Annotated in this window: 9 protein-coding genes; 5 read left to right on the forward strand and 4 right to left on the reverse strand. The window is 58.4% G+C overall.

All coding sequences use genetic code 11. The annotated features are described in order from the left end of the window. The 3 genes from ACR0LN_RS07085 to ACR0LN_RS07095 all read right to left on the reverse strand — a co-directional run bounded on the left by ACR0LN_RS07085 (window position 1) and on the right by ACR0LN_RS07095 (window position 3,652). The gene (locus ACR0LN_RS07085; protein WP_480428650.1) at window positions 1–2,403 is read right to left on the reverse strand and encodes a GcvT family protein; all 2,403 of its coding nucleotides are present in this window, start codon (window positions 2,401–2,403) and stop codon (window positions 1–3) included. A 110-nt stretch (window positions 2,404–2,513) separates the two neighbouring features. Then, window positions 2,514–3,143, reverse strand: a complete 630-nt coding sequence (locus tag ACR0LN_RS07090; protein WP_480428651.1) for a glutathione S-transferase family protein — start codon at window positions 3,141–3,143, stop codon at window positions 2,514–2,516. 11 nt (window positions 3,144–3,154) lie between these two features. Next, the gene (locus tag ACR0LN_RS07095; RefSeq protein ID WP_480428652.1) at window positions 3,155–3,652 is read right to left on the reverse strand and encodes a class I SAM-dependent methyltransferase; all 498 of its coding nucleotides are present in this window, start codon (window positions 3,650–3,652) and stop codon (window positions 3,155–3,157) included. A 233-nt stretch (window positions 3,653–3,885) separates the two neighbouring features. Between ACR0LN_RS07095 and ACR0LN_RS07100 the strand changes: the two genes are divergently transcribed. From ACR0LN_RS07100 to ACR0LN_RS07120, 5 genes are read left to right on the forward strand one after another with little or no spacing between them, the layout of a single operon-like run. Continuing rightward, the gene (locus ACR0LN_RS07100; RefSeq protein ID WP_480428654.1) at window positions 3,886–5,658 is read left to right on the forward strand and encodes an ABC transporter ATP-binding protein; all 1,773 of its coding nucleotides are present in this window, start codon (window positions 3,886–3,888) and stop codon (window positions 5,656–5,658) included. Further along, window positions 5,651–7,561 carry an ABC transporter substrate-binding protein gene (locus ACR0LN_RS07105; protein ID WP_480428655.1) on the forward strand — a complete coding sequence of 637 codons (1,911 nt, stop codon included), beginning with the start codon at window positions 5,651–5,653 and terminating at the stop codon, window positions 7,559–7,561. Before ACR0LN_RS07100 ends, ACR0LN_RS07105 begins: the two co-directional genes overlap by 8 nt. 14 nt (window positions 7,562–7,575) lie before the next feature. Then, window positions 7,576–8,604, forward strand: a complete 1,029-nt coding sequence (locus ACR0LN_RS07110) for an ABC transporter permease (RefSeq protein WP_480428656.1) — start codon at window positions 7,576–7,578, stop codon at window positions 8,602–8,604. After that, the gene (locus ACR0LN_RS07115) at window positions 8,601–9,755 is read left to right on the forward strand and encodes an ABC transporter permease (protein WP_480428657.1); all 1,155 of its coding nucleotides are present in this window, start codon (window positions 8,601–8,603) and stop codon (window positions 9,753–9,755) included. The genes ACR0LN_RS07110 and ACR0LN_RS07115 overlap by 4 nt, the downstream gene beginning before the upstream one ends. Continuing rightward, window positions 9,752–11,107, forward strand: a complete 1,356-nt coding sequence (locus tag ACR0LN_RS07120) for a CoA transferase (protein ID WP_480428658.1) — start codon at window positions 9,752–9,754, stop codon at window positions 11,105–11,107. Before ACR0LN_RS07115 ends, ACR0LN_RS07120 begins: the two co-directional genes overlap by 4 nt. 89 nt (window positions 11,108–11,196) lie before the next feature. On the opposite strand, the gene ACR0LN_RS07125 is transcribed toward ACR0LN_RS07120, so the two are convergent. Beyond that, the gene (locus ACR0LN_RS07125) at window positions 11,197–13,563 is read right to left on the reverse strand and encodes a mechanosensitive ion channel domain-containing protein (RefSeq protein ID WP_480428660.1); all 2,367 of its coding nucleotides are present in this window, start codon (window positions 13,561–13,563) and stop codon (window positions 11,197–11,199) included. Window positions 13,564–13,599: the final 36 nt, after the last annotated feature.

A 13,599-nucleotide genomic window follows, 5' to 3' on the forward strand; every position in this document is an offset into this window, starting at 1 on the left:
TCAGCCCCTCATTACCTTGCCCTGCGGATCGTAGGGGGACGGCGCGACAACCCGCGCGGGACGTTCGACACCAACCACATGCACGGTCAATTCGGTGCCCGGTTCGGCTTTGTCGCGGTTGACCAGAGCCATCGCCAGCGACTTGCCGGTATAGTGCCCATAGCCTCCCGAAGTCACGAACCCCACACGCTCTTCGCCGGACCAGATCGGCTCATACCCGCTGGCATCCGCGTCCAGAGCGTCAACTTCCAGCGTGACCTGAACCTGCGCCGGGCCATTCCCGTCTCGTTCAGCTACGGCCGCATCTTTACCGACGAAGTCCTTGTCCCAGTCGATCCATCGGTCCATCCCCGTCATACCCGGAGTGTAAAGCTGCGTGAATTCCGCCGACCAGATGCCAAAGCTTTTTTCCAATCGGGTCGAAAGCATCGCGTTGAAGCCGCATTCGCGAATTCCCTCATCCGCCCCGGCCTCAAGCAACATGCGGCGCAGCTTGATGTGATCGCCGTAACGGCAGTTGATTTCATAGCCTTTTTCACCTGTCACCGACATCCGCGCGACGCGGGCGCGGACCAGACCGATGTCGAAATCCCCGCAGCCCATGAACTTGAGGCCCGAGATATCCTGCTCTGCCAGTTTCTCAACCACCGCCTGCGATTTCGGGCCGACCACAGCAAAACCGCAATATTCTTCACCCAAGTCGCGAATATCGACGCCGTCGATCATGTGATCGTCGAACCAGCGCATATGCCAGGCACGCAGATAATAACTGCCCATGATCCACCAGGTTCCGTGGCCCCAGTTGAGCACGGTCAGATCGCCTTTGAGCCGCCCATTCTCACCCAACATCGGGGCCAGCTTGGCCCGGCCCGGTGCAGGCAGTTTCGAAGCCATCACCTTGTCCAGCCAGATCTCGGCATTCGGGCCGCTGACCTCGAACCGCGAAAAGCCCGAGATGTCCAGTAAGCCCACGCCTTCGCGGATCACCTTGCATTCCTCGGCCACAATGTCATGCGCGTTCGAACGTTTCAGGGTCGGTGTCTCTTCAAACCCTTTGGGCGCAAAGTAAAGCGGCACTTCCAGATCCCAGCTGACACCCCATTTGCACCCGGCTTCGGTCATCGCATCGTGCGCGGGTGCCATTTTCAAAGGACGTCCCGCAGGCAATTGCTCATTCGGATAGGTCATCACGAAGCGACGGGAATAGAACTGTCCGGTGGTTTCGCGGATATAGCGTTTGTTCTGCGCAAAATCGCCATAGCGTGCCACGTCCATCGGCCAAGCGTCGGCCTCCGGCTCGCCATGGATCATCCACTCGGCCAGCGTCTTGCCAACGCCGCCCCCTTGCAGGAAGCCAGCCATCACCGCACAAGCGGACCAATAGCCGGGTTTGCCCGGCACCGGACCAACCAGAGGGTTCCCGTCGGGCGAGAAGGTAAACGCGCCGTTGACCCATGTTTTGATGCCCACATTCTGGATCGAGGGGTATCGCTCAAAGCCCAGCGTCAGTTCGTTCTCGATGCGGACGAGCTGTTCCTGAAACAGCTCCTCACCATAGGTCCACGGCGCGCCGTCCATGGCCCAGTGTTCGTGGTCAATCTCGTAGATACCGACCAGAACGCCCTTCTGATCCTGCCGCATATAGGTGAAGCCTTCGAGATCCACGGTCATTGGCATCTCGAAATCGGCTTCGGCCACTTCAGGCACGGTATCCGTGATCAGGTAATGGTGCTTCAGCGGAGAGACCGGCAACTCAACGCCCGCCATGCGCCCAACTTGTTTGGCCCATAGACCCGCGGCATTGACCACATGTTCACAGGTGATCGTGCCGCGATCCGTCACAACTTGCCAGCCATCGGCGGTCTGGATCAGTTCCTCGACCTTTGTTTCTTCGTAATACTCCGCACCGCGTTTTTTGGCGGCGGTCGCATAAGCCTGAACTGTCCCGGTCGTGTCGATATACCCTTCACGGTCCGCCCACATCGCACCAAGCACACCGTCGGTGGACATGATCGGGCAACGCCGCTGGGCCTCTTCCGGGGACAGCAGCTCACAGTCGTCGATGCCGATGGACTGGAAGATACGGTAGTTCGCCTGCAACCACTCCCAACGTTCGGGCGTGCCGGCCAGAGTCAGGCCGCCGGTCATGTGCAGACCGATATTCTGACCCGATTCCTTTTCGATCTCGCTCAACAGATCGATCGTGTAGGCCTGCAACGACGCCATGTTGGGGTCAGCGTTTAGCGCATGAATACCGCCCGCTGCATGCCACGACGATCCAGACGCAAGCCGCCGCCGTTCCAGCATCACAACATCCGTCCAACCGAACTTGGCCAGATGATACAGAACCGAGGCGCCCACGACGCCGCCCCCGATGACCACAACGCGATACTGAGTTTTCATCCCGCCCTCCCCTGACGACTCGGGAAGGACGCTAGACCCACTGTTCACTTCTGTCTAGACATTTCTGTACAGTCCAGACCGCACTCTGCGATCAGGCGTAAACAACCGATTTAAAGCTGTGCGCTGTGCCGGGCGCCGACGTTTTCAAACCACGCCAACGTTGCGGAATTTTCCTGCGGAATCCGCTTTTTGATCACCCGTGCGAAATCAACAAAAACAAAGGCCGAGATATCAGCCAGAGTAAATTCTGACCCCGCGATATAGGGGCTTTCCGCCAATCGCGCCTCAAGCACATCGAAGAAACGTCCAACGCGTTCAGCGCCGCGCAGCGCGAGTTCAGGGATTTGGGCGTGGTTCACCGGACCCGAAATTGCCCTGTCTGCAAAGGCGGGATGCGAATTGCGCAGCGTCTCGGCGATAGGCAGACCACCTTGCAGCTCGACAATACTGTTCCACATCAGGACCAGTCCTTTTTCATCCGCGGTGCGCCCCATCAAAGGCGGTTCTGGGAAGCGGGCCTCGAGATAGGCAGCTATTCCGAGATTCTCGGTCAGTACCATACCCTCGTCGGTGACCAGAACGGGAACCGTCGCATTTGGATTAACTGCCTTGAACGCGTCGCTCAGTTGTTCGCCCTTGGCGATCGAGACCTCGCGGGTCTCAATTTCCACCCCTTTTTCGGCGATAAACATGCGGGCACGGCGCGGGTTGGGCGCGGTAGAGCAATCGTAGAACAGCATCGCAAAAATCCTTAGCGGCGATAGATGAAACAGCGCCCTTCAACCGCACCTGTCGGCAAAGGCAATTCGGTCAGCCCGTCAAAATACATCCGGTCGCTAGAGACCATCAGCCCACCTTCGGCCAGCAACGGCTCAATCAGAGGCGAGACTAATCTGGCGAACACATCGTTCTTTTCACGGTTGTGCCCACCCAAATCTGCATGAATCAAACTGGCGGTGGCCCCAAAGCGCTCTAATGCGGCGGGCAAGGTTTCACGCACGTCGCCCAGAATCACCCGATCTTCGGGCGGCGTCGAGTCCGGGTGCGAGGCCACAGCCCGTTCGAACACGTAAACGGGCCGGTTCTTAACGTACTGCACCATGTGGTGATAGGTACGGCCATTGCCCAAACCCAGTTCGAACACAGGACCTGGCATGCCCTGCGTCTCGGCGATGGCGAAATCCAAACAGGCGCGCTGCGACACCATGCGGTCAATGAACAGATCCAAGCGGCTTTGGTCGTCGGGCACAGGGAAATCTCTCCTTGATATCAGTCGACCTACATATTGGCGTCGACAGGGTCTGTGATGACAAATCCTCAAGACTTTGTGTAGGTAAATTGGCCTAAGTTTCACAAATCCGCGACATTTCAGCCTAAGAACGGGTTTGACTAGCAAGCACCAACCGCGCGAAACTGCGACAAAAAACACGGGGAGTTGATAAAGCCGATGCCGACCTACGGCCCAACGGGTGGAATGCCCGCATGACAGCGCTGTTGTCTGTCCGCGATCTCAGCATCGGTTTTGGTGCTGGAGAGCCCGTTGTCAAAGGCGTCAACTTCGATGTCGCAGCAGGTCAGACTTTGGCGCTGGTTGGCGAATCCGGGTCGGGCAAGACGATCTTATGTCGGGCGGCTTTGCGGATTCTTCCGCGCACGGCGCAGATTCGCAGCGGCACGATTACGCTGAGTGATTCCAAAGGCACCGAGGATTTGACCAAGATCACCGAGCGCCAGATGCGCGACATTCGCGGCAATCGTGTCTCGATGATCTTTCAAGAGCCCATGCGGTCGCTGTCGCCCCTGCACAAGATCGGCAACCAGGTCAGCGAAGTTCTGTGGCTGCACCGGGGCGCGTCCGAGGCGCAGGCCCGAAAGGAAGTGCTGACCCAGTTCGAACGCGTGGGCTTTCCTGACCCTCAGCGCGCTTATGATTCCTATCCGTTTGAATTGTCGGGCGGCATGCGCCAACGCGCCATGATTGCCATGGCGATGGTGGCCAAACCCGAGCTGCTGATCGCGGATGAGCCGACCACCGCGTTGGACGTGACGACGCAGGCGCAGGTCCTGGGCCTTATCAAAGAGCTGCAGCGCGAGACCGGCATGGCGCTGATCCTTGTTACGCACGATTTAGGCGTGGTCGCCAATATGGCCGAGCACGTCGTGGTCATGCATAAAGGCCGGGTGATGGAATCCGGTGCTGCCGCCCCAATCCTGACCGCCCCCGCGCACCCTTACACGCAACAGCTTTTTGACGCCGCACCTGAAATTCCTGACAAGGAAGCAGTTGGAATTCCCATGCCCGACGAAGACCTGATTCTACAGATGAAGGGCGTTTCCAAGACTTACACCATGCGCTCTAACAAAGGTTGGCAAGGTGAGCGTCTGATTCATGCCTGTCGTGGCGTTGACTTGAATCTTGCCCGCGGCAAGACGTTGGCTATCGTCGGCGAAAGCGGCTCGGGCAAAACCACGGCGGCGCGCATTGCTTTGGGGGCCGAACCGCCCGACCCCGGTGGTGAAGTCCTGTTCCGAACCTCGGCGACCGAAGATCCCATTACCGTCCATCACATGACGCGCGCCCAGCGCACCGCCTTTCAGCGCAAGGCACAGATGGTGTTTCAGGACCCCTATAGTTCGCTCAGTCCCCGGATGCGTATTCAGGATGCCATGACCGAGCCGCTGGAGATTCACCGCATCGGCTCGGTTTCGGAACAACGGGCCAAAGCCGCTGAAATGCTGCAACGGGTTGGTCTGAATGCAGATATGCTGAAACGCTACCCGCACGCTTTTTCAGGCGGTCAGCGGCAACGTCTGTCAATCGCAAGAGCCATGATGCTGGACCCGCAACTGATCGTCTGTGACGAGCCGACCTCGGCGCTGGATGTGTCCGTCCAAGAGCAAATCCTGACCCTGCTGGAAAACCTGCAGGACAGTCTGAACCTGTCCTATTTCTTTATCTCTCACGACCTCGCCGTCGTTGCCCGTATTGCCGACGAAGTCGCCGTGATGCGCCGCGGTCTGGTCGTTGAACAGGCCCCGCCCGAGACCCTTTTTTACAATCCCCGCCACCCCTACACCAAGGCGCTGATTGCCGCTCAGCCAGAACCCGACATCAATCGACCCATTGACCTGAAATTGGTTGCTTTGGGCGCGGGTTCGCCAGACAGTTGGGAAGACGCCTTCCGATTTACCGACTCCGTGATACCTTCACTGGTAGAGATGGAGCCCGGCCATAAGGTAAGATGCCATGTTTAAGACCACTCGCCCCCTGTTTCTGGCCGCCACGCTGGCCGCCGCATGGATGCTGCCCGCCACGGCAAACACACCCACCCCTCAAGAAGGGGAATTCTGGGCCACCGAGGTAAACGCCGGCAACCTGCCACCCGTTCAGGATCGCCTTCCAGCCGAGCCTCTGGTGGTTGATCTGGCCGCAAAAGGCCGGGAATTCGGAACAACCGGCGGTACGTTGCGGACCATGGTCACGCGGTCCAAGGACATCCGCCAGATGGTTGTCTACGGCTATGCCAGGTTGGTCGGGTTCAACGAAAACTATGAGTTGGTGCCTGATCTGTTGGAGTCCTTCGAGACAGACGACAACCGCAAGTTTACCCTGAACCTGCGCGAAGGCCATAAGTGGTCGGACGGCTCGCCCTTCACGTCTGAAGATTTTCGTTACTGGTGGGAAGACGTTGCGAATAACGAGCTTCTTAGCCCTTCCGGGCCGCCAGACTTTCTGATTGTCGATGGCGCGCTGCCCAATGTGTCATTCCCTGACGAGACCACCGTCGTCTATGAATGGGAAAACCCAAACCCCGACTTCCTGCAATCGTTGGCGCAAGCCCGCCCACCGTTTATCTACCGACCAGCCGCGTTTTTGAAACAGTATCACGAGGTATATGCCGACACAGAAGAGTTGGCCTTTCTCGTAGAGGACGCCCGTGTGAAAAGCTGGGCTGCACTGCATAACAAGCTGGACAATCTGTACAAATACGACAACCACGAACTACCAACGCTTCAGCCTTGGCTGAACGCGAGTTCCGGCAAGAAAATCCGGCACAATTTCGTGCGTAACCCCTACTACCACCGCATCGACAGCAATGGCGTGCAGCTTCCATATATCGACGTGGTCGAGATGGAGATCGTCGCCCCCGGTCTGGTTGCCGCCAAGGCCAACGCAGGCGAGACCGACCTTCAGGGGCGGGGCCTGGCGTTCCGTGATGCCTCAATCCTAAAAAAAGGCGAAGAGGTTGGGAAATATAAAACGCGGCTGTGGAAAACCGGCGTGGCCTCGCAGATTGCGATTTATCCCAACCTGAACTTTGCTGATGATGGCTGGCGCGAAGTTCTGCGCGATGTGCGGGTGCGCCGCGCCCTGTCCTTGGCCATTGATCGCCAGACGATCAATCAAGCGCTTTATTTCAAGCTGGCCCAACCGGGCGCAATGTCGGTGTTGCCAGCGTCTCCGTTTTACTCCGAAGAAAATGCGCAAGCCTGGGCACAGTTCGACATTGAACAGGCGAATGCCCTGCTGGACGAAGCAGGGCTGACCGAGCGCGACAAAAACGGTATCCGCATGTTGTCCGATGGTCGCCCGATGGAGCTGATCATCGAAACCGCAGGCGAACGGCAAGAGGTCGAGAATGCTCTGCAGATCGTCACCGACACCTGGCGCGAGATCGGCGTCGATCTGGTGATGCGCCCGCTGGACCGGGATATTTTGCGCAACCGAGTATTTGCGGGGAACACTATGGCTTCGGTCTGGTTCGGCTGGGACGACGGCATCCCACAGGCGCATACCTCACCTGCCTATCTGGCACCGACCGATCAGGTTTTCCTAGCCTGGCCAAAATGGGGACAATACCATCAGACCAGCGGTGATGTAGGCGAAGCACCTGACATGCCCGAAGCCGAACGCCTGATGCAACTGGCCCACGATTGGGAAGTTGCCACCACCGACGATGAACGAAAGGCAATCTGGACCGAAATGCTCGACATTCACGCCGATCAGCTTTTTGCCATCGGAATCCTCAATGGCGCACCTCAGCCTGTGGTGGTCTCGAACCGCCTGCGCAACGTGCCCGAGCAAGCCATGTGGGCATGGGAGCCCGGTGCGCATTTCGGCATACACCGGCCGGACGAATTCTTCTTCGCCGACTGATCAGGAGCAGCTAAATGGTTATGCTGCGCTATGCAGTCTATCGCTTTTTCACGATGCTGCTGACGTTGCTGGTGGTGTCGGTTCTGATCTTTGTGATCATCAACCTGCCGCCGGGCGATTACCTGAGCAACCAGATCGCGGAGTTGCAGGCTTCGGGACAGTCTGCCGGTGTGGCAAAAGCCGAGTTCCTGCGAACAGAATATGCGCTGGACCGCCCCATCTGGGAACAATACCTGATCTGGATGGGCTTCTGGCCCGGCCCGCACGGATTCGAGGGCTTACTGCAAGGCAACTACGGCTGGTCCTTCGAATTCGACCGCCCCGTGGCCGAGATCGTAGGCGACACGCTGTGGCTGACGGTCGTGGTCAATCTGGCTGCGATCCTTTTTGTCTACGCAGTCGCCCTGCCCCTTGGCGTCATCGCTGCCGCGCGGTCGCGGACGTGGATCGACTATACTTCGGCTTTCGTCGGCTATCTCGGTCTGGCCACCCCAAACTTCCTGCTGGCGCTGATCCTGTTCTATTACGGCCATCGTTATTTCAACCTGCCCATCGGCGGTCTGATGGATCCTTCATTCGAAGGCCAGCCCATGAGCTGGGAGAAGATGAAATCCATCCTTGTTCATTTGATTGTTCCGACTTTTGTTATTGGCACATCGGGTGCATCAGCCATGATGCAACGCCTGCGCGCCAATATGTTGGACGAGCTTGGCAAACCCTACGTGGAGACCGCGATTGCCAAAGGCATGGCCCCGTCGCGGATGCTGACGAAATACCCTTTGCGCGTGGCATTCAACCCATTTGTGGCCGATATTGGCAACCTGCTGCCTTCGATGGTGTCCGGCTCGGTTTTGGTCTCGGTTGTTCTGGGCCTGCAGACCATCGGCCCGACACTGCTGACGGCACTGAAGACGCAAGACCAGTTCCTGTCCGCATTCATCCTGATGTTCGTAGCGCTGCTGACCCTGATCGGCACCATGATCTCTGACATTCTGCTGGTCATGCTGGACCCGCGCATCCGATACGAGGGGCGTGAAGCATGACCGATAGACCCGACGGTCGCTTTGTCGACGACGCCCCCTTCGATCCCGATGCCGCCCTGCAACAGCTGGAGCGCGCCGATCTGGACGCACCCAACTGGGTGCTGGTCTGGCGCAAGTTCAGAACCCACAAGCTGGGCCTGATCTCGGGCATCTTCCTGCTACTTTGCTATTTGATGCTGCCCTTTGCAGGGTTCATTGCGCCCTACGGCCCGAATGAACGGAACGGAGAGCACCTCTATGCTCCTCCGCAAAGCGTGAATTGGTTCTATGAGGGTAAATTCATCGGTCCCCACGTCTTTCCCATCGTGGCCGAGGCCGATCTTGAGACCTTCCAGTGGAAGTTCGTACCCGACCTCGAAGACCCGCGCGCCATCAAATTCTTCTGCGAAGGGTCCGAATACAAGCTGGCGGGCCTGATCAAATCAGACACCCACCTGTTCTGCGCCCCCGAAGGGGCAACACTGTTCCTCTGGGGCTCGGACCGTTTGGGCCGCGACGTGTTCAGCCGCATTCTCTACGGGGCTCAATTGTCACTCACCGTCGGCCTTATCGGCATTTCGGTGTCGTTTTTCCTTGGGATCATATTCGGATCGATGGCCGGGTATTTCGGCGGCAAGATTGACTGGGTCATCAACCGCGTGATCGAGATTCTGCGTTCGTTGCCCGAACTGCCGCTGTGGCTGGCTCTGTCCGCCGCGGTGCCCTCGAACTGGAGCCCGGTGGCGGTGTTTTTCATCATCTCGATCATCCTCGGCATTCTTGACTGGCCCGGCCTTGCCCGATCCGTCCGAGCCAAGTTCCTGTCGCTGCGCGAAGAGGAATATGTCCGCGCCGCCGAGATGATGGGCGCAAGCTCGGGCCGGGTGATCCGTAAGCACCTGCTGCCGAACTTTATGTCTCACCTGATTGCGTCGGCCACCTTGTCGATCCCGGCGATGATCCTTGGGGAAACGGCGCTCAGCTTCCTTGGACTCGGCCTACGGGCACCTGCGGTCAGCTGGGGCGTAATGCTGAATGACGCGCAGAACCTTGCCTCGATCGAGATTTACCCGTGGACGGCGATCCCGATGTTACCGATCATCGTCGTGGTGCTGGCCTTCAACTTCCTGGGTGACGGCCTACGCGACAGTCTGGACCCGTATCAGCAATGACCCTGATTTCCGCCCTTCCCGCCTCGGACAGTTACAAACCGACCGGAAAGGGCGCACGGCCCAGCGCCTTTGCCGTGTCCGAACTGGCAACTGCAAGCTTTGGCGCGGTCGGCCAGGAACTGGCGCGTTTGGTAACCGCCCTGAACCTCGCCCCCACAGCACCCGAGGTTTCGGTCGATCATCGCCTGGCTTCGCTCTGGTACAGTTTTTCCTTCAAACCGGACGGGTGGGAGATGCCCAGCCTCTGGGACGCGGTTGCAGGGGATTATCAAGCCTCGGACGGCTGGATCAGACTTCATACCAACCTGCCACACCACAGAGCGGCGGCACTTAAGGTACTGGACGTCAAAGCTGATCGTGACGCCGTGGCGCAAGCCCTAAAAGGCTGGTCCGCTGGCGATTTGGAAAACGCAATCGTCGCCCAAGGAGGTGTCGCCGCAGCCATGCGCAGCCGCGCCGAATGGCTCGACCACCCGCAAGGTCGGGCCGTATCCCGCGACCCCCTCATCGGCTGGCACAGCCCCAGACAGATCCAGTTGCGCGACCGCCCCGAAGCAGCGGCCAGCCAGCCGCTTGCGGGCTTACGTGTTCTGGACCTGACCCGCGTGCTGGCCGGTCCCGTTTCAACTCGAACGCTGGCAGGATTTGGGGCCGAGGTTCTGCGCGTAGACCCCCCCGGATGGGACGAACCCGGTGTCATTCCCGATATCTCACTGGGCAAGCACTGCGCATACCTGGACCTGAAATCGCCTGCCGGGTTGAGCGTGTTGCAGGACTTGCTTGCTCAAGCCGATGTTTTTGTTCACGGCTACCGCCCCGGCGCATTGGACGCCCTTGGCCTGACCAAAGCCAAACGGGACGAGTTGGCCCCAAACCGAATTGAAGTTACTCTGAACGCCTATGGCTGGCAGGGTCCGTGGTCAAACAGGCGCGGCTTTGACAGCCTCGTGCAGATGAGTGCAGGTATCGCTGATGCCGGGCGAACCTGGGCTCATTCGGAAAAGCCGACACCCTTGCCGGTTCAGGCGCTGGATCACGCAACAGGCTACCTGATGGCCGCCGCCGTACTGTCGGCCATGGCCGAGGCCGCATCAGGCAATTCGATCATGCTGGCCCAACTGTCGCTGGCACGCACCGCAGAACTGCTGGCCCGACTTGCGAAATCAGAACAGGATGGCGACATCACCACAGCTGCGCCGTCCGATTATGCGGACGAGATCGAAGTTTCGGGCTGGGGCAACGGCCACCGCCTGAACCCGGCCTTATCAGTGGGGTCCGCTAAGATGTCGTGGCCCCTGCCCGCCTCCAAGCTGGGCACATCGCAACCAGTTTGGCCATCTCTACCCACCTGATCCAACCGCCGCGCGGAACGCGCGGCCCGGCCCAACGCTTTGGGAGGCGTCTCGTCAGAGACGCAAACCAAAGGGGCGGGAGCCTTCCTCTAGCGGTCGTCTCCGCCGGGGCCGATGTCGTCCAAATAGTCCTCGTCTATCGCGGCCTGCACCGCACCGGTCACCGCCTCGCGTTGCTTCGGTGTCAGGTCCTCCGGGTCTTTTCCTTCGGCCAGCCGTACGGTGACTTCTCGGTGGGCAAAATTGATACCTTCGCGGGCGAACAACTCACGGATTTCCTGATACACCTTCTTGCGCACCAGCCACTGATCCCCCGGCTTGGTCATGAACTTGACCCGAATGATCATCGCAGAATCCTGCATCTCGATCACGCCCTGCGATTTCAGCGGCTGGATAAAGTTTTCTCCGATCACCGGATCGCTCAGCAATTGCTGACCCAGCTTCTTGATCAGCTTGCGCACCTTCTCAACATCAGTGTCATAGGTCACACGCAGCGGCAGTTTCATGATCACCCAATCGCGGGAATAGTTGGTCAGCACCTTGATTTCACCAAAGGGAATGGTGTTCAGCGCGCCCAGGTGGTGTCGCAACTGGAAAGACCGGACCGATATTTTCTCGACCGTTCCCTTCACATCCCCGATGTCGATATATTCCCCCTTGCGAAACGCATCATCCATCAGGAAAAACGCGCCTGAAAAGATGTCGCGCACCAATGTTTGCGAGCCGAAACCAACGGCCAAACCTACGACACCAGCACCCGCAAAGAGCGGGCTGACGTTAATGCCCAGCTCCATCAAAACGATCAGAGCGATAGTCACCACCACAACCGCCAGAATGGCGCCTCGGAACAGCGGTAGCAGCGTTGCCAGACGGCTCTGCCCACCTTCGCCACCCTCGTCGCCCAATTCAGCCTCTTCGCCGCCATCGTCGATTTCCTCGGCGATCTTGCTGTCGATCCAGATACGGAAGAAATGGAACAGGATATAGCCGATGAACAGAATAACCATCACATCCAGCGCCCGGTCGAGTGGCAGGTCCTCGCTCCAGCTGGCGTCCGGGTTCCAGATCACCACCAACGCATACAGACCGACAACAAAGGCCAGAATACCCGACACGCGACGGGCCAGATCCTCATAGGTCAGGATCGAATGTTGACGCATCTCTGCTTCGGGGGTCTCGGCCGGTTGCTCTACCTCCTCCGCAGCCTCGGCGCTCAAATCCTCCATCTGGCGATTACGGTTGAAATACCGCTCGAGCAGGTAGTTCATCGCTCCATAGGCTACGACGACGGACATGAAGATCGCATAGCTGCTGGCCACGATAGGCAGAGAGTTTTCGTTCTCCAGAACCAGATCAACCGCCAGCTTGAACCAGCTAAAGACGATATAAACGATCAGCGCCGGTGCCCACGCGAATGAGATAAAACGAGAAATCCACGAGACCTGATCCGGTGCCCGCCCTCCACGGATCGCGTTGGAAATGGCGCGGGCGTTGAACAGGATCATCAGTACATTGCCCAGCGCACCAAACATGGTCAGGCCGCCATAGACCATCGCATAGACGTTGTAGTTCAAGCCGAAATCGGCAACCCAGGTCGAAAACAAAACAACCGATATGTCATAGGTCGCAAGCGCGGAGGCCCAAAAATACAGACGTTTAGCGTCGCGGTCGGAAAAGGGCGGCAAACGATACTGGCTAAGGTAGGGCGACAAAACCATGCGCCACAGGTCAGACACCGTGCGCGACAGGAAAAAGGCCGTAAATATCGCCGTCACCGTGAATTGGATTGAGATATCTTCAGCCTCACCAAAGAACAGGTAGCCGACGATAAGGGCCATGAGCATCGCAAAGATGGTGGCGCCGACCCCCATAAAGAAACGGAACACCAGAAACGGCATCTTTTCTCGATAGCCCTGCGGGTTTTCCTTGGATCGTGCGACAACAAGCTTCTTGGCCATGCGCTTGCCGTAAATCTCGGTCGACAGCCAGCGCCCCAGCAACAGGAACAAAACGTTCCAGAATAACACCTCAACATAGGTCTGGATTCGGCCATCCGGGCTGGTCTGGCGCAAAATATACTGCACTTCGAATATCGAATATGGCAACGCTTGCAGGCGCGACTGCATTGATGCGCGGAAATCAGAAAACCTCTCCTGCGCCTTCATCAGTTGCGAGCCGTCCCCCATTGGACCGTTCGCTTCTGCTGCCGCAGCACTGGACTGATTGCCCGAAGACACGACCTGTCCGGTGCTGTCGATGACGATTACACTGGCACCGGCGTCGGTCGCAGTCTTGATTGCTGCCGCCAAATCTCCGTCCTGACCTGAATCTGTCTCGGTACTGGAACCCGCGTTATATCCGGGGATCAAAGACGTCTGCGCTGCTGCTACGGTAACGAAGGCCGCTGCGAACGCCCACAATGCAAGGGCCATTCCAGCAATGAGTTTCAGTTTCATCGAGCAGCCTATCTAATTCGCACTTTGCACAGCAGG

Source organism: Ruegeria sp. AA6, assembly GCF_056542865.1.